This window comes from Staphylococcus gallinarum (assembly GCF_029774255.1).
In the GTDB taxonomy this organism is placed as follows: domain Bacteria; phylum Bacillota; class Bacilli; order Staphylococcales; family Staphylococcaceae; genus Staphylococcus; species Staphylococcus gallinarum.
Map to the genome: position 1 here is coordinate 1793083 of NZ_CP069082.1, position 17491 is coordinate 1810573.

The following is a 17491-nucleotide window of genomic DNA, read 5'->3' on the forward strand; positions in this document are numbered from 1 at the left end:
TTTTTTCACATCCTTTAGAAAGATGGCAAGTGCGCTTTGAATCTATTAATGAACTTTTCTCCACGCTCTTCAAAAGTATTGTATTGATCCCAACTTGCGCATGCAGGAGACAATAGCACTACATCATTCGGTTCAATAATTTCTTGTATTTTATCTACAGCATCTTCAACATCAACTGCCTTAATCACATACTTACCTTGACTCTCACCTAAATTAACAAATTTACTTTGCGTTTCACCAAACGTTACCATCACACGCACATTTTTCATATATGGTATGAGTTCATCGAAGTCATTACCACGATCTAACCCGCCACACAACCAAATAATAGGTTGTTCAAATGAATTTAGTGCAAATTGTGTAGCTAATGTATTTGTTGCTTTGGAATCATTGTAATATTTGTTCGTTTTATTAGTTCCTATATATTGTAATCGATGTTCTATACCTGAGAATGTGGTCAAACTCTCGATGATTGCTCGTACTGAAATTCCTGCTAATAAAGCTGCTAATACAGCAGCAAGAATATTCTCTAAGTTGTGTTCACCAGGTAACACTAAATCATCTTTATGTATGATTCTGAAACCTTTAAACACGATATACCCATCTTTAACGTATATACCATCTACTTCTTGTTGTGTTGAAAAATAATATGTTTTTGCTTTTAAAGTTTCTGACTCAATCAAATGCCTTTGATGATAGTTACAAATCAAATAATCATCTGCTGTTTGATTTTCATAAATTTTTTTCTTTGCATTTTGATAATTTTCTAATGTTTCATGATAATCGATATGTGCAGAGTAAATATTAGTAATAATTGCTATATGTGGCTTATATTGATCTATTCCAAGTAATTGGAATGATGATAATTCAGTAACAAGATAATCAGTTGATGTTACTTCCTGTGCAACCTTTGAAGCAACAAAACCGATATTACCTGATATTTTGCCTGTAACTCGACTTTTTTGAAACATATCACCAATAAGAGAGGTAACTGTTGTTTTACCATTTGTACCTGTTACACCGATAATCGGCGCTTCAGATATTAAATAGCTTAGTTCAACTTCAGTTAATATCTTCAGACCTTTTTTAACAGCTGCATCAATAAGTGGTACGTGGTAAGGAATACCCGGATTCTTAATAACTACAGGATTATTATCCAATAATGACAGTGGATGTTCACCACCAATTACTGTAATACCCATATTTTCTAAATCTTTAGCATGTGAGTCATTACTTAAATCTTTTCCGTCATTGACGATTACATTGGCACCCAATTTATTTAATAATTTAGCTGCTTCATAGCCACTTTTGGCAAGTCCAACAACTAATACATCTCTATTTTCTAACCCTGTATAATTTAGCAATTTAATTCACTCCTATCCATAATCCAATAAGCCCTGAAATTAAACCTACTGTCCAAAACACTGTAACAACTTTTTTCTCGTTCCAACCTACCAATTCAAAGTGATGATGTAATGGTGACATCTTAAATATTCTTTTACCAGTTAATTTAAATGAAGTAACCTGAATCATTACAGATAACGTTTCTGCAACAAATACAAAACCTACGAATATTAATGATAATTCTTGATTTAACATAATTGAAATTGTGGCAAAGATACCACCTAATGCTAAACTTCCTGTGTCTCCCATAAATACTTTAGCAGGGTTTAAGTTAAAAGGTAAAAATCCTAATAATGCAAAAATCATAATCACACAGAATAAGCCGATTGATGTTGCGCCTTGGAAGTATGCCATCAACGCGTACATTATAAATCCAATAATTGATAATCCTGTTGCTAAACCGTCTAAACCATCAGTTAGGTTTACAGCATTAGAAAAACCAACTTGCCAAAATACAATAAAAATGACATATGCAATTGAAAGTGGTACTTCAATACCGATAAACGGAATATGAATGCCCGTTGAAAAATCAGTTAGGTTAAACACTTGACTTAATACAAAGAAAATTACAGCAATACCAATTTGTGCTAGGAATTTTTGTTTACTTGTCAAACCTTGGTTATTCTTTTTCACAACAATAATATAATCATCAATAAAACCAATTAACCCAAATCCTATTGTTACAAATAGCAATAGAATAATTGGATTTGAATTATCGATAAATATAATTGCAAGAATCGATGTAACTATGATACTGATTAAGAAAGTCAGTCCACCCATCGTCGGTGTACCTGTTTTTTTCATGTGGCTTTGTGGACCTTCTTCCCTTATGCTTTGTCCAAATTTCATTCTTTTTAAAGTTGGTATTAATACTGGGACTAAAATAAATGTGATTAAAAGTGCAATGATTGCGAGTAGATAAACCATATTATGCTCCTTTATATATTTAATTGGAATATGTTTTTGTATGTCGTCATGCAGGGTTAAAACATTATGTAAAATGAAACATGGCATATCAGTGATAAGATAATATTTTTGTTATTATCGTTCACTGATATAGCCTATCTTTCAAATTGTTATTCTGTCGTTCTCAAATTTACGAATGGTAAATAAATAACGTCTATTATTCTGATTTATCACTCGATGATTTCTCTTCTTTTTTATCTTTCTTGTCTGTTGTTGACTTATCATCAGCAGATTTTTCAGATGCTGATTTATCTTCTTTAGTTGTTTCTTCTTTTGAGTTTGAACTTGTACTTGCTTCACCATCAATTTCTTCTGATGAAAGTGTAATTTGAATTTTATCATTTTTACTAACTTTTTGACCTTTTGTTACTGATTGGCTAGATACAAAGCCACTACCCTTCATTGTCACTTTAGTATTTGTCATACGTTCAAATGCAATGACTTCTTCTTTTGACCAACCTGTCATATCTGGCATTGTAATATCACCATCAGTTAGTAGTAATACCTTATTATTAGGTAATACTTCTTTATTTGCCGTTACAGATTGACTGGTTACCTTTTCACCATTACCAATAACGATGGCATCTAGGGATTTGCCGTTGATTTTATCTTCGGCTTTCTGAGTAGCCAACCCTTCAACATCTGGAACTTTACTATATTTCACATCTGAACTATCTTTTGTATTGTTCTCTCCGACATTTAAATATTTAAGCGTGTTTGCCATAATTGGTTTGAACGCTTTACTTACACCCATTTCATATGCTTCTTGGTCATTTTGTTGCGCTAAACTCATACCAGCATAAACAATGACCTTTGGATCTTTCTTAGGTGCATCACCGATAAAGCTAACGAAATATGGATTTTCACCTTGGACATATCCTCCATTATCAGGATCAGCAACTTGCGCTGTACCAGTCTTACCAGCGATATCATAACCATCCACACGATAATTTTTAGCGTGACTGTCTTCGCTATTTACAACTTTATCCAACTCTGTACGTACCTTTTTCGCAGTATCTTTAGTAATTGGTTTGCCTGCATACTCTTTTTTACCTTTATAGTAAGTATTATTCGACACTGGATTTGTCACACTGTCGACATACCAAGGTTTAAGCATATTACCATCATTGAAGAAAGCAGATTGCGCTCTTAACATTTGTACCGGAGTAACAGTAGTAGATTGACCGAATGATGAAGTTTTTTGTTGTGCTTCATTATCCCAAGCAATTCCACCAGATGATTCACTATCAAACATGCCGTCTGTAGTTTTGCCAAAACCAAACTTCTCATACCAATGTTTCATCTTATCTGCACCAACTAAGTCTTGTAGATGCATCATTAAGGTATTTGATGAATACGTGAAACCTAATGTCATCGGGATATCTCCCCAACCTACTTTGTTCCAGTCAGAAATTTTAGACCCCATAACCGTTCTCGGTCTTGCAGTATACTCTTTATTTGGTTTGAATTTACCTTCTTGAATAGCAGCTGCTAAACCAAATGATTTAAATGTAGAACCTGGTTCATAGGTATTTTGATATAAATCATTCGCCCATTTTTTCCCGAAGTCTTTTCCTGTTTCAGGGTTAAAAGTTGGTCGTTGACTAAATGCTAATATCTCACCGGTATGCGCATCCATTACCACAGCAAATAAATCTTTTGGTTTATATCTGTCAACCATGCTATCCAACGCTTCTTCAACAAAGACTTGAATATTCGAGTCTATTGTCAGATGAACATCATCACCACGTTTAGGTGTTTTTTCTTTTTTCGTATTCGGTGCAATATAACCCCAAATATCATGAATATATGACAAGGTACCTTTTTGCCCTTTCAGATAACTATCAAAGATCTTTTCAACACCCATCGCGCCTTTAAGTTCCCCACTATCAGGGTCCTTTTGAGCAATACCTATAAGATGAGATGCAAAGTTTCCATTAGGATAAAAACGTTCAGTCTCAGGATATAATGTAATACCTGGTAAATTCATTTTTTCAATTTTTTCCTTTTCTTGATACGTTAAATCGGTACCTTTTTGACCGAATTCAACTTGAAAGGCTTTCTTGTTATTCAACTTATTTTCGATTTCTTTGGCAGACATATCTAAAACCGTTGCTAGTTTTTTTGCAGTTTTCTTTTTATCAGTAACGTTTTTAGGTTTATCGCTACCTTCACTGGCTTTTTTACTCACAATGGCTACAAGTTTATATCGTTCTACGTCTTCTGCCAATATTTTACCGTTTCGATCATAAATCTTACCACGTTCAGGCTGTTCTTGACTGTTTACCAAGTATTTTTCATTAGCTTTTAAAATCAAATCTTCTCCAGATGAGTGGCCGGTCAACATAATATATGAATATCTTAAAACCAACGTAAAAAAGAGCAGTCCGAATCCAAGAATGAGTAGGACTGCCCCTATTTTATTTTGTTTTATTGGTAATTTTGGTTTTTTAAATTTAATTCTTCGCTTCGTCATTATTACGCACTACCTTTACATTGTCGTTCTTAAGGCTCATACCTTGCTTTTTAGCCTTGTCGTAAATGCGTTCATATGATGAGTTCTTTTTAATTTCAGATTCTATTGCGCTATTCTCACTAGATTGCTTTTCTATTTTTGTATCTAAATCTGCAATTTTCCCTCGAGTATCATACGCATCCATTTTTAAAGATAGCATATATATACTGATTAAAGCAATTATTGTTATAAGTCCTATGTATAACATCTTTTCAAATTTTGTTAACTGTACTACAACTTTTCTTTTAACTGTTTTAGGTTGGGTCGAGGGTTTTGTCTCTGGAATTTGTTGTTCAATATTATCATATGGTTGATATACTTTTTCTACTGCCACTCATAATCCACTCCTTATTTCAAGATTTCGGCTACACGTAATTTAGCACTACGCGCTCGGTTATTTATCTCTAAATCATCTTCAGTCGCAATGATAGGTTTACGGTTAACTCGTTTTAATTTTGGTGTGTATGCTTCAGGTATTACAGGTAATCCTCTTGGCACTTCAGGTCCTTTTTCATATTCTTGAAACATTTGTTTACACAAACGATCTTCAAGCGAATGGAAAGTGATGACTGAAATTCGACCGTCTACTTTCACCAATTCAATTGCTTGTTCTAATGAATCTTCGAAAGCTGACAATTCATCATTCACTGCAATTCTAATCGCTTGGAATATTCTTTTAGCCGGATGGCCACCTTTACGTCGAGCTTTTGCAGGAATACCTTCTTTTATAATATCTACAAGTTCTAATGTTGTATTAATAGGTTGTTGTTCTCTGTTTTGTTCGATGCGTCTAGCAATTTGCTTTGAAAATTTTTCTTCCCCATATCTATGGAAAATACGAACCAAACTTTCAAATGACCATTCGTTAACAACTTCGTAGGCCGAAAGTGATTGTGTTTGATCCATTCTCATATCCAATTGCGCATCGTGATGGTAACTAAATCCTCTTTCAGGAACATCTAATTGTGGACTAGATACGCCCAAGTCATAGTAGATACCGTTTACTTTTTCAATATTCAAATCATTTAAAATTTCAGATAACTTTCTAAAATTACTATGTACAAAAGTCACTTTATGTAAATGATCACTCAGTACTTCTTTAGCATTCTCAATTGCATTTGTATCTTGGTCTATTGCTATTAGCCTACCATCATCACTTAATTGCTCTAATAAATAAAGGGCATGTCCAGCTCCACCTAATGTACAGTCGACATATATACCATCTTCTTTTATATTCAAGTAATCAATGGTTTCTTTAAGCATTACGCTGACATGATGAAACACTCTAATTCCTCCATTTAAAAATCAAAATCAATTAAGTCTTCAGCAATATCTTCGAAACTATCTTCAGATTCATCATAGAAATCATTCCATGTTGCTCTATCCCATATTTCAATGCGATTTGATACACCGATGACTGTACATTCTTTACTTAAATTGGCGTATTGTCTTAAATTCTGCGGAATATTAATACGCCCCTGTTTGTCTAATTCCACTTCAACAGCACCAGAGAAAAACATTCTCATAAATTTACGAGCATCTTTCTTTGTCATAGGAAGCGTCTTCATCTTCTCTTCAATAACTTGCCATTCTTCCAAAGTGTAACCAAACAAACACTTATCAAGGCCTCTAGTGATTATAAAACGCTCATTCAAGTCATAACGAAATTTGGAAGGCACTATCATACGTCCCTTTGTATCCAACTGATGTTCGTATTCACCCATGAACATTTATAATCACCTCACCTTCTTATATTTATAATTTACCACATCTCACCACTATCCTCCACTAATTATACAATTTTCACCAAAATTTGTTATAGAACATAAAAAAATGCCCGATTCATCATTCCGATGAATCGGGCTCAACCTTACTCTCTCTAAGGTTTTACAATGATATGATCAAAAGTGTAGGAAAGTGGTGGATAGGTGGAGGGCTTGAACACATCTATCCCAAATTCATTCATTATTTGGATTGGATTCCAAATTCTTTCCTGTAATCCTCCCATTGGGTGGAGCACTTCGTTAATTTCATTAAAATGTTTCATACTTATGTCATTTTCACGTTCAATATTTAATAAATATCGGTTAAGTAGATAATCATATTGCTGTTGATGAATTTCATTATTTTTATCGACTAATAGTCTATTATCATTACTATTTGAAACTTCCAATAATAAGTTTTTATATAATTCATCTTGTCGTTGCTTCATTTGCTCGACTTGTTCTAAGAATGAATCAGAGGCTTGCGCTCTAACAAATCGTTGCTTATCTTCATCTATCCCATCAACTAATACTTTGTTTAAATCAAGTTGATACTGCGATAATAATTTTTCAGTTCTTTCATTAATATAGCTAATACGCAAACGAGGTAAGACAATAGGCATCGATACGTCGACTACTTTGAACACATCACTTAACTCAGCCCAATATTTTATTTCACTCGGACCTCCAATAAATGCAACAGTATTAAACAACCACTCTTCCATTATTGGACGTGTAACAACATTATTAGAAAATCTTCCCGGTTCCTGCTCTAAAATATTTAATAACTCAGCAGTCGAATAAACCTTATCAGATTTACTAAGTTTAAATTGGCCATTTTCAAATGTTAATAACTGTCTCATATTATCTTCGTGTAAGAATAAGTGAACATTTGTATCTGTTTGTATCATTTGTTCTAGTCCACTTTCCTTAGTACGTGCTTGAGTAGCTCTAAATGCTGTGTCGACCTCATGGTGTTGTATGATTAATTGTTTTATAAAAGGCTTTTCAACTTCTCTCAAACCTTCATCATTAGCATCAATGAATAATACGCCATATGCCTTAAATATTTCATTTAATAATGCCTTAAACATATCAGTCCAATTATCGTATTGATCAATCACGTTTCTATATAGATTGATAATGGATTGAGAGTGTTGTGTCTCTGGCAATGCTTGGAAAAACTGATTCAATGTATCACGTAACTCTTCCTTATCAGGAGAATATCTAGAAACATTACTTTCTGGTGGTGTCATAGTATGATATTTAATTTTATGTAGCTTTGCTTTCTTCGAATTATAGGCAAATGTATGATTTACTTCGTCAAAATCATGATCCTCTCCTGCAATCCAAAAAATAGGAACTACTTTTTTATGATATTTTTCTTTTAATTCTTCACTTAACGTTATGATTGAAAAAATTTTATGCAAAGTGTATAGCGGTCCACCAAATAAACCAGCCTGCTGGCCACCAATTACTACTTTTGCACCCTTTTTCAAAGCATCTATATTCTCAACTTGCTCAGATGTAAGTGATAGATCACTCATATACTTTTCAATAACATTAGCTACTGCAATCTCTCTTCCATTATTCTCTAAATCAAATCTCTGCTTAAAGCTATCAGGATTCATTGCATCTAAATGGTAAAATTGCGCTAATGTATGGTCACTATTTTTTAGGTTCGTTATAAATTTATCGTTTTCATTTAGTTTCTCAGTCATACAATACATTCGAAATTCTCCTTATGCTACTCTATTCCTACCTAGTATAAAGTTTATATACTATATTGACAATTTTACGGCTTATAAAAATCCAACTTTTTCATTATCTTTTATTACCTGATTAACAAAAATAGTTTGAACTCTCATAATTAACTTTTATATGTAAACGTACCTCCACAAATTTTCAATTATAAGTAAATACATGTTTAAAACAGTCATTTTTGTGAAAAATCAATATAAATATTGTATAATAGAAATAACAAAACAAAGGGGGAAGCCGTCTATGAGTGAAGTAAAAAGTCTAGGTATCAATTATAAAACAGATGAATTATTTGAAGATTTTAGAAATTTTGGCAACGAAGATTTATATTTAGTTGATGAACTTCGTGGTGAAATGATTGATGCTAGTTCGGATTCGCCATTCTACGGCATTTACGTCGGAGATAGACTAGGTGCAAGGATGGCATTATATAGAAAAGGTGAGGTCGAAGAACAACACTTCCCTGACTTCGAAGATTATAATATCATTTGGAAATTAGAAGTTTTACGTGATTTCCAAGATCGAGGTTATGGTACAACTTTACTAGATTTCGCTAAGAAACAAGGTCTACCAATTAAAGTTATCGCAAGAAATCAATCTAAAGAATTCTTTATTAAACAAGGATTTACTGATTTAAATGAAACAAATAAAGATGGTCATGACGTTCTCGTTTGGACACCATAAACGAAACTGATTCTAGCAGTTTTGTTTAAACATTTTGATTGCGTTAGGAAGCCATTTTTAAAATCAAAACGTAACGAGATTAACTCATATTAAATTGCCGACTCAAAAGTTTGGATTTAAACTTTTGAATCGGCATTCTTTATTTTGAAAGCTTGCGTATTAATATCCAGCGCTTATCTCATATTAATATTATGCTTTAATCTTAATACTTATCTTGTTCTATTTGGCATCTCACATTAAAACCTAGTTAGTGAGGTTATTATTTAAATTATTCATCTTATGTTGCATTTACTTTTACACAGTACATTTATGCACACAAATCACTAGCTATTTATTGGTTTAAAATGATACTTGCTACATCAGACTGTTATACAGTATACATGCTGTCATTTAGTTAAATTAGCAACTAACCCAAAACGATATGTTAAACTGCAAACTATCTTGCAAACATTTCAACTAGAGAATAAGTGAAATGTCTCTCACCTATCACATATGTTTATTTGCATGCATTTAAATTAATCGAATCAATTCTTGCATATCAGTAATTGTAAAATCAGGTTCGATATCAGTAGTGTTTAATTTCTGACGTGGATTGAACCAGCAAGTTTCAATATTTGCGTTTTTTCCACCTAAAATATCAGAAGTCAATGAATCACCTATAATAATTGCATTATTACGCTTGTCCTCACCAATTTCATTAAATACAAAATCAAAGAATTCTGGCATTGGTTTTTGATAACCGGTCTGCTCTGAAACAAACACACCATCGAACCATTGACCAAAAGGCGTTTTTCCAATCCTACGTTCTTGCGTTTCTAGCACACCATTCGTAACAATATATAAGTTGTGTTGTTCTTTTAGCTTTTCTAATGTTTCTAACGTCTTGGGAAAATACTTTATCGGTGCATTGGCTAATTCATCTCTAAAGATATGGTCTGCTTCTACACCATTTACCTTTAACGCATGTAAATCGAAATACGCTTCGAAACGTTTAGATAACACTTCATCCTTAGTTAATAAATTATTCTGAAACGCTTCCCAATGTGATTGATTTACTTTCATAAATGTTTCTAAATCATGCCTAGTTGTATGTAATTGGTAATGTTTAGTTAAATTAAAGAACGCATATGCTTCTGCATCGTGAAAATCGACTAATGTATCATCAAAATCAATAAATATATTTTTACTTTCCATTTTATCCCACTACTTTCTCAATTTACTCGACCGTAATTTCTAATTAAGATAGTAACATATATCACTTAATTCAGCATATAAAATTAGACATTAAAAAATGGCCAAGGTTATCACCTTGACCATTGTCTATATCAATATTAGAATCCGAATAATTTAGAAAGTACGCCTACACCATTTTCAACGATGCTTACAATACCTGTTCCTAATTTAACGTTGTCCCCATCGATTCCTGCTTGTACTGTTTGTTTGATTGCCTCGAATAATTTTTCCATGTTAGTATCTCCTCTACTATTTTTTTATAATTTTCAACTATTAGAATCCGAATAATTTACCTAGTAAGCCAACACCGCTTGATACGATATCAACAATGCTTGAACCTAATTCTGCGTCGTTTCCTGATTTAGCTGCTTCAACTGTTTTTGCGATTGCTTCTGCTAATTTTGTCATTTAAAATCTCTCCCTTTATAATTTATATTTAAAATGTTTAAATTAGAATCCAAATAATTTAGAAAGTACACTTGCACCATTTTCAACGATGCTTACAATGCTTGTACCTAATTTAGCGTTGTCCCCATCGATTCCTGCTTGAACTGTATCTTTAATTGCTTTGAATAAATCTTCCATTAAAAACACTCCTCTATATTTTTTGAGATCTTAAAGCTTTTACAAACTTACAAAATATTTAAAACGATGTTGTGCTTTGGTTTAATAAGCTATCGTTTTGTTATCTATAATATAAAATATAATACAATTGAATTGTGCAATTTTTCCTACTCCACCATTTTTACATCAAATCTGTCTATTTTTACATTGTGAATTACAGTTTTGAAATCCTAACTGTATTATGCACTATTGAATTATATACAATTAGATACAATGATGTATTTTTACAATAATAATATTGATAACTATTTATTATATTCGTTAACTTATTTTGTATTTGTAGTGTGCTATATCATCGGCTCGCTTTCCTAAGGGACAGCTTCAGCCTGTAGTCTTCAGCTTGTCCTGTTCCTTCAGGAGTCTCGCCTTTATATATGTTTCCATTTTTATTTTGTATTAATGAATTATTTTGCTAATCATCTTAGCTTTTTATTTTTGTTGTTTGTATTGATTTAATCTTAATATTTATAAACAATAACGAGATCTAAGTTCATTAACTTATCTTGTGTTTGTAGTGTGCTATATCATCGGCTCGCTTTCCTAAGGGACTGCTTCAGCCTGTAGTCTTCAGCTCGTCCTGTTCCTTCAGGAGTCTCGCCTTTATATATGCTTCCATTTTTATTTTGTATTAATGAATTATTTTGCTAATCATCTTAGCTTTTTATTTTTATCAAGACATAAAAAATCCCCTTCAAAGTTGACGTTTTTGAGTGTCTACTTTGAAGGGAACGATCTTTAATTGTATAACTTTCGTATATAGCACATGGAATTTATGACCCAGACTCTTATGTGTTTACTACTAATAATAAAAATGACCTTTTCGATGAAATGACTAACAAAGTAATATCATTTATACCAATTTCTATATATGACGCCATGTTTGACACCATAAATGATCATTGGTTATTCACTTGAGTCATTACTCCATTGACCTATAATACTAAATGCCGATTATTTCTATTCATAACTAATTCACTCACAACGTTCTATTTACAACGCACAAGTAATGTACGTTGCTTTTTCCGAAGCAACGTACACTGAGCAAATTAATCAATTATTCTAATTCTCTTACAGTTATTTATTAAATACCACTCACGAAAAAATTAAAACATATTTTTATTTAAAATTTTATCAATTAACCAAATAATATTTTTACTCAAAAATATCTAAATAGGATAAAGGAATAGATATGACAAAATCTAATAATATTATATTTGAAAAGTTTAGTTTATTGCTTGAACGAACGATTTATTCGCAGTAATAAAAGTATCCGAATCTGTTTTTAATCTAGGCGTTCCTTTAGGTGATAGGATGACCTTTTCAATCGCTACCACACTGTCAACCTCTAATATATTTATTGTGTTTTTAAAGTTCCTTGAATCATATTCTTTACATTGCTGTAAAATTTTCACTTTTTGTGGTGCTTTATAATAATATTGGTCGTTATTATCTTTAGTGACAGCAGCAACAAACGCCCTATTTGCTGTAATCACTTTATTGTCGTCAATTAATAATCTAGGTGTTCCTTTTTTGGTATGCTCTATGCCATTCACTTCTAATATTTCCCCAACTTCCACACTACGATCGACTTGTGCTTTAAATTCAACATCATGATAAATTTTAAATTTATTAAGCACAGATACAGTTTGTGGATTAAAATGAAAGTATCTTTTCACTTCATTAGATTTTTTATTATTTTTTTCCTTTTGCATAAACTCAGCCTTAAAATTTTGTCTCTTCAAATTAATATTAGAACTCATATTAGGCAAATTCATATTCACTGTATACGGTTTATATTCGTTGTAAATTAATACAATATTAAAATTATATGCAATATCCTCTAATACAGAAGATTTGATATAAATTTTGTTATCTCGTTCAACATATTTCACTTCTTGTGCATGAGGTTCATTATGAATCTCCGTGAACAGCACCTTATCAATGGTAATATCAGGATGTTTATAGACTCTAATTTGTTCATAATGTACATCTTCATATTCGTGCGTACCTTCATATACCGCAAACATTTCTTCCGTGACCGGTATTAAATCCTGTAACTGTTCTGGCATTACGAAATGAACTTGATTATTTTTTATATAGCGATCTGCTTTACCACCTTTAATTAACAGTGCTATATAGTCATATAAATCATCATATCGATGTTCATTCAGTAATTTGAAATTATTTTTATATTTGTCTTCAATTAAATAATCTTCAATATTTTTACCATTCATACGCAACATTTCTGTTAAACGTTTAAAGTAATCGTAGAATTCTGCTTTTTGATGGCTCTTTAAAAATCGTTTTTTATTAAATAACCTGCTTATAAAATCAACTTCAACTATTCTACTAATTGCTTGAAATTCTGCTTTTTCCGGTAAATTTAATTGCAACACTTCTTCTAAAACGGTTAAGTTATCTGCAGTTTTTTCTAATATATTCGTTTCAGTAACAAGTGATTGATTTTCATTGTATCTATTCACATGATAAACCGCTGCTGAGTTCATAGAAGCAGTTTTACATCTGGAAATTGCTTCAATAAAGAATAATTTATCTTCGCCAAACTTTAAATGTTTAAACTTTAGTTTGTTAGATTTTATAACTTCTGCTTTCACAATTTTTCCCGGTGGTCCAACAGCTCTAAATATTTTATCTATTTCATACGGAATGAGACCATTTTCCACTTTAAATGATGTGAACCTTCCCAATTTACTAATTCCTCTATCGTCGTGTTTAATACTTTGTCCAAAGGCAATATCCGAATTATGTTTGTTAGCTTGCAATAGTAACTCTGGAAATCCCTCACTATCCAACCAATCATCTGCATCTAAAAAGGTAATATACTTACCTGTTGCATAATTCATGCCAACATTCCTTGGCTCTGCTGGACTCCCTGTGTTCTTATCTAACTGTATAACTTTTAAAAAATTATATTTTTGTTGATAAGATTCAATAATACTCAACGACGAATCCGTTGAGCAATCATCTACAAAAATCGCTTCAACATAATGATGATCAATATTCAATCGGTTTATTGATTCTATACAATCATGTAAAAACAATTCTTTATTATAAACAGGAACGATAATAGTTACTAATTTATCCATATTAAAACCCCTTTTGGCTGTTCAACATTGAATTACACTAAATTATTTGTATTATCATATTTATACCCAAGGCCACAGGGGTAATATGCAACTATTTTTAACATTTATCTATCATCCACTAAATTATTTAACAACGCGGTAACTTAATTATATTAATGTCGCTTACATATTCAATTTAGCTTAAACAAAAAACCCTTGCTTTTGAATGTATCTCATCACTCAATAAACAAGGGTTTATTACTGTATTACTTATTATTATTTTTATCTTTATTCAAAAACTTCATTAATTTATCTACATACTTGGAATAATCTTTACCTTTTTTCTTTTTCACTTGATCATTCACTTTATTTAATCCTTTTTCTAATTGTCCGTTTTCCACATATTTATTTAGTTGTTGCTTTAATTTTTCTTTCAACAAAATCCCCCTCTATTTATGTATTGATTATCAAACTGTTTATTTGATAATCAATCTATTTATACCTATAACATAATATATTAAACCCTAAATTACTAATTAATCGAACATCATTACATTAATTGTAATATCTGTAATAATTATTTATACTTCATACCACTACTTAAAAATTGATTAAGGGGTTAAATAACTATGGCAAATGTTATTTTTGATGGTACTATCAATGTTAATTCAATAATAAATTGGTTATTAAATCATTATGATGATCATGTATACATATTTTCTAACCAAATTCAAAATTATCAAATGAAAATTCGCCTTAATAAGCGCGTACATTTTAATTATTATGACCATTTTTCTTCATATAACAGTGATATTTTAATTAAAAATATCAAATTCACAATTACTTTAATACCAATTATAAACAACCCTCAACATTTGCGCTTTATTAATAAACATCTCTATCACCAAACGTATGATGCCTATTTAATTACTACCTCATTATGTAATCAAAGTCATAACGAAAGATCAAAAAAACTAAATAATGCGAACATAAGACACTTAAAAATCACAAAACAATCACTCCAAAATAATTTAAAATATATAGATACCACAGTAATCAACACTAGACTGATAGAAATAATTAAAAATAAAGCAAGCACGAATCTTTAGTGAAATTCATTTAAATTATTAAATTATAAAAATATAATACACCTCAAGGCCGATTGACTATATCTAATTACCTAATTAAACTATAATTAATATAAAAATTTCTAAAGGTTGTGACCCCATGAAACAAACTATCGAAGGCTTTATTTATTTAATCATTGTATGTCTATTATTCATGGCATATTTATATCCAATTGTGACATCTGTCTTTGGACTTTAATTCAAGGTAAATGTAATACAAATTTTGATTTACATACATATTTCAAATTTTAAAAGTAACAATGAAATGCTCGAGCACGACTCATATTTAAACATTTAGCGCAAAGATTACATACAATCTATGCGCTTTTTTATTACTATTGCATTTTCAAATCCTATTGCACACCTAGGGTAATGCGTTAGTAATTCGAAAAAATTCGTTACATCTATCAATCATCTAATGACGGTATCTTACATCAGTTAAAATATTGTTTATTGTTTCTTCTATAGACAGCGCTTTTGAAATTGATTTTTCCCCTGGAAAACCAAGATAATCATTAGCAACAAACCAAGACTTTAATTCGGCTAAACCAAAGTCGGTCTCTTTCTTTGAATTATGTCTTCTAACCGTTTCTTCAAATGACAAATCATAGTAGTATGCAAATACATTATCCATCCTATTATTTAAGACATTCCTCAACATGTCACCGTATTTATTTTCAGCTAAAATACCTTCTAGAATGACAAATTCACAATGTTCTATCCCAAATATCAGCATTTTTTCTATTAAAGGAATTGCTAGATTGAATGGGCGATCATGTACATTTAACATTTCCCGTCGAACTACATCTTGTGATATTAATAAATTTCCACGACCCAGTATTTCATGCAATTTGCGAGCAACTGTTGTTTTACCACTACCTGAATTTCCTCTAATAATAATTATATTCACCATAATATATCACCTTATACTAAATTATACTTATTTTAATATGCCCTATTGCTCATAAATAAATCTTTAAATTTTAGATTGTCAAAATGAATTATTAGGGCTATTATTTATATACTTTAGATTTTAGGAGTGACAAATATTGAATACTCTCGGAACTTTATATTTTTTCACTGGAAAAATGGGGGCAGGTAAATCAACAAAATCAAAAGAAATAGCACAAAGAAAAAATGCTGTACTGTTATCAGAAGATGAATGGTTAGCAGCATTATACCCACATCAAATAAAAAACTTCGATGATTATCTTAATTATTCTCAAATAATTAAACCTATATTAAAGATGCACATTCAAAGTATTTTACAAGTTGGCAGTAATGTAGTTATGAACTTCCCTGGAAACACAAGAAAACAACGCGCTTGGCTATTAAGCATTGCAAATGAAATACATGCCAATCACCAGCTCATTTATTTAAACCTTGCTGATGAACAGTGTTTAAAACAATTGAAAAAAAGAGCCGATAAAGAACCTGATAGAAACACATTTGATACGAAAGAAACCTTTGATTATGTATCCAGTTTCTTTGAAGCACCCGATAATACAGAAAAATTAAATATTATTGAAATCACTTCATAGCACATCAACTTAACTTAGTTTATAATTTATCTTAGATAATTAAATAAACTACCATTTAGCTCTTTAATTTGAACGTATTGCTAATTATTTTTTGAAAATGTTCTGATAAAGTAGCATTAAATTTGATTAACCACGATAACATCAACCAAGTTTATAGTTCTAATTACATTGAATTCATAGAATTATATCTAAAAGAAGATAAAAAGACCATTATAGTGAAAAATCATATTTATTTTTGATAGGTGGAGTATTGCTTTATCATTACAAGTTCGATATAATAATTATTGTGTTCAAAAGAGATATGTCCTGGTAGCTCAGCTGGATAGAGCAATGGCCTTCTAAGCCATCGGTCGGGGGTTCGAATCCCTCCCAGGACGCTAATAACTGAAATTTAAACACTTTTCAAAACTAAGAATCCCATAATGACGGGATTCTTTTTATTTTGTCCATCAATAATGTACTATATTAAACTAATTTTTAGGGACCCAAAGTAATATTTTTAAAGCCCACCTATTCATTTAGGTGGGCTTTTCTATATTTGTATCGTTTTCAGTTGTATATTATCATTATCCCATTTGCCTTTTCATAGTGCCGACATAACAGCTTGGCTACTCCACTATCATTAAATATCTGTTAGCTAGTTATATTGCGTTCATTGGTATTTAGAAAACGATGTTTCATAGTCTAGGTTGTTTTAATAGTGCTTATGTAATCAATAACAATGGAAATCTTGTTTCTTTAAGACTATTTTCATCAAATAACACAGGCTATGGTTCCTTTTCATTGG

At 31.2% G+C, this 17491-nt stretch carries 17 protein-coding genes and 1 tRNA gene; 4 read left to right on the plus strand and 14 right to left on the minus strand.

Annotation, left to right across the window (positions count from 1 at the left end; genetic code table 11):
* Nucleotides 1-14: 14 nt before the first annotated feature.
* From murD to bshC, 7 genes are all read right to left on the minus strand, one after another.
* On the minus strand, nucleotides 15-1364 hold the full coding sequence (gene murD / locus JN168_RS08365) for a UDP-N-acetylmuramoyl-L-alanine--D-glutamate ligase (RefSeq protein ID WP_229367131.1): 1350 nt from the start codon (nucleotides 1362-1364) through the stop codon (nucleotides 15-17).
* 1 nt (nucleotide 1365) lies between these two features.
* Nucleotides 1366-2331, minus strand: a complete 966-nt coding sequence (gene mraY, locus JN168_RS08370) for a phospho-N-acetylmuramoyl-pentapeptide-transferase (RefSeq protein WP_042738931.1) — start codon at nucleotides 2329-2331, stop codon at nucleotides 1366-1368.
* Nucleotides 2332-2527: 196 nt separating this feature from the next.
* Nucleotides 2528-4846, minus strand: coding sequence for a penicillin-binding protein (locus JN168_RS08375; RefSeq protein ID WP_229367130.1), 2319 nt, complete (start codon nucleotides 4844-4846; stop codon nucleotides 2528-2530).
* Entirely contained in the window at nucleotides 4827-5219 is a 393-nt protein-coding gene (ftsL, locus tag JN168_RS08380) for a cell division protein FtsL (protein ID WP_042738933.1), read from the minus strand. Before ftsL ends, JN168_RS08375 begins: the two co-directional genes overlap by 20 nt.
* 14 nt (nucleotides 5220-5233) lie before the next feature.
* Entirely contained in the window at nucleotides 5234-6169 is a 936-nt protein-coding gene (gene rsmH, locus JN168_RS08385; RefSeq protein WP_042738934.1) for a 16S rRNA (cytosine(1402)-N(4))-methyltransferase RsmH, read from the minus strand.
* Between the two features lie 14 nt (nucleotides 6170-6183).
* Nucleotides 6184-6615, minus strand: a complete 432-nt coding sequence (gene mraZ / locus JN168_RS08390) for a division/cell wall cluster transcriptional repressor MraZ (protein WP_042738935.1) — start codon at nucleotides 6613-6615, stop codon at nucleotides 6184-6186.
* A 149-nt stretch (nucleotides 6616-6764) separates the two neighbouring features.
* Nucleotides 6765-8378, minus strand: coding sequence for a bacillithiol biosynthesis cysteine-adding enzyme BshC (bshC, locus tag JN168_RS08395; RefSeq protein WP_232154922.1), 1614 nt, complete (start codon nucleotides 8376-8378; stop codon nucleotides 6765-6767).
* Between the two features lie 274 nt (nucleotides 8379-8652).
* Between bshC and JN168_RS08400 the strand changes: the two genes are divergently transcribed.
* The gene (locus JN168_RS08400) at nucleotides 8653-9093 is read left to right on the plus strand and encodes an N-acetyltransferase (protein WP_042738937.1); all 441 of its coding nucleotides are present in this window, start codon (nucleotides 8653-8655) and stop codon (nucleotides 9091-9093) included.
* A 510-nt stretch (nucleotides 9094-9603) separates the two neighbouring features.
* On the opposite strand, the gene JN168_RS08405 is transcribed toward JN168_RS08400, so the two are convergent.
* The 6 genes from JN168_RS08405 to JN168_RS08430 form a co-directional block, all read right to left on the minus strand.
* Nucleotides 9604-10287, minus strand: coding sequence for a YjjG family noncanonical pyrimidine nucleotidase (locus JN168_RS08405; protein WP_042738938.1), 684 nt, complete (start codon nucleotides 10285-10287; stop codon nucleotides 9604-9606).
* 137 nt (nucleotides 10288-10424) lie between these two features.
* Nucleotides 10425-10559, minus strand: a complete 135-nt coding sequence (locus JN168_RS08410) for a beta-class phenol-soluble modulin (protein WP_042738939.1) — start codon at nucleotides 10557-10559, stop codon at nucleotides 10425-10427.
* Nucleotides 10560-10599: 40 nt separating this feature from the next.
* Nucleotides 10600-10734: a beta-class phenol-soluble modulin gene (locus JN168_RS08415; RefSeq protein ID WP_042738940.1), complete on the minus strand. Its 135-nt coding sequence runs from the start codon at nucleotides 10732-10734 to the stop codon at nucleotides 10600-10602.
* Nucleotides 10735-10776: 42 nt separating this feature from the next.
* Entirely contained in the window at nucleotides 10777-10911 is a 135-nt protein-coding gene (locus tag JN168_RS08420; protein WP_042738941.1) for a beta-class phenol-soluble modulin, read from the minus strand.
* Nucleotides 10912-12173: 1262 nt separating this feature from the next.
* Nucleotides 12174-14057, minus strand: a complete 1884-nt coding sequence (locus JN168_RS08425; protein WP_279525765.1) for a DUF5776 domain-containing protein — start codon at nucleotides 14055-14057, stop codon at nucleotides 12174-12176.
* A gap of 245 nt (nucleotides 14058-14302) precedes the next feature.
* On the minus strand, nucleotides 14303-14473 hold the full coding sequence (locus tag JN168_RS08430) for a hypothetical protein (RefSeq protein ID WP_167706513.1): 171 nt from the start codon (nucleotides 14471-14473) through the stop codon (nucleotides 14303-14305).
* 192 nt (nucleotides 14474-14665) lie between these two features.
* On the opposite strand from JN168_RS08430, the gene JN168_RS08435 reads away from it, so the two are divergent.
* The gene (locus JN168_RS08435; protein WP_042738943.1) at nucleotides 14666-15145 is read left to right on the plus strand and encodes a hypothetical protein; all 480 of its coding nucleotides are present in this window, start codon (nucleotides 14666-14668) and stop codon (nucleotides 15143-15145) included.
* A gap of 433 nt (nucleotides 15146-15578) precedes the next feature.
* Here the strand turns inward: JN168_RS08435 and JN168_RS08440 are convergent, their stop codons facing one another.
* The gene (locus tag JN168_RS08440; protein ID WP_042738944.1) at nucleotides 15579-16076 is read right to left on the minus strand and encodes a kinase; all 498 of its coding nucleotides are present in this window, start codon (nucleotides 16074-16076) and stop codon (nucleotides 15579-15581) included.
* A gap of 136 nt (nucleotides 16077-16212) precedes the next feature.
* Here JN168_RS08440 and JN168_RS08445 point away from each other — a divergent pair, with 136 nt between their 5' ends.
* Together JN168_RS08445 and JN168_RS08450 are read left to right on the plus strand one after the other, a co-directional pair.
* Nucleotides 16213-16704: a P-loop nucleotide/nucleoside kinase family protein gene (locus JN168_RS08445; protein WP_082039190.1), complete on the plus strand. Its 492-nt coding sequence runs from the start codon at nucleotides 16213-16215 to the stop codon at nucleotides 16702-16704.
* Nucleotides 16705-17007: 303 nt separating this feature from the next.
* Nucleotides 17008-17081: transfer RNA gene (locus JN168_RS08450), tRNA-Arg, on the plus strand.
* Nucleotides 17082-17491: the final 410 nt, after the last annotated feature.

Coding starts and splice junctions, on each gene's coding strand:
- JN168_RS08375 (WP_229367130.1), bottom strand. CDS start 4,846: ATGACGAAGCGAAGAATTAAATTTAAAAAACCAAAATTACCAATAAAA.
- JN168_RS08440 (WP_042738944.1), bottom strand. CDS start 16,076: ATGGTGAATATAATTATTATTAGAGGAAATTCAGGTAGTGGTAAAACA.
- mraY (WP_042738931.1), bottom strand. CDS start 2,331: ATGGTTTATCTACTCGCAATCATTGCACTTTTAATCACATTTATTTTA.
- JN168_RS08420 (WP_042738941.1), bottom strand. CDS start 10,911: ATGGAAGATTTATTCAAAGCAATTAAAGATACAGTTCAAGCAGGAATC.
- JN168_RS08425 (WP_279525765.1), bottom strand. CDS start 14,057: ATGGATAAATTAGTAACTATTATCGTTCCTGTTTATAATAAAGAATTG.
- JN168_RS08405 (WP_042738938.1), bottom strand. CDS start 10,287: ATGGAAAGTAAAAATATATTTATTGATTTTGATGATACATTAGTCGAT.
- JN168_RS08435 (WP_042738943.1), top strand. CDS start 14,666: ATGGCAAATGTTATTTTTGATGGTACTATCAATGTTAATTCAATAATA.
- JN168_RS08410 (WP_042738939.1), bottom strand. CDS start 10,559: ATGGAAAAATTATTCGAGGCAATCAAACAAACAGTACAAGCAGGAATC.
- JN168_RS08415 (WP_042738940.1), bottom strand. CDS start 10,734: ATGACAAAATTAGCAGAAGCAATCGCAAAAACAGTTGAAGCAGCTAAA.
- bshC (WP_232154922.1), bottom strand. CDS start 8,378: ATGTATTGTATGACTGAGAAACTAAATGAAAACGATAAATTTATAACG.
- mraZ (WP_042738935.1), bottom strand. CDS start 6,615: ATGTTCATGGGTGAATACGAACATCAGTTGGATACAAAGGGACGTATG.
- JN168_RS08400 (WP_042738937.1), top strand. CDS start 8,653: ATGAGTGAAGTAAAAAGTCTAGGTATCAATTATAAAACAGATGAATTA.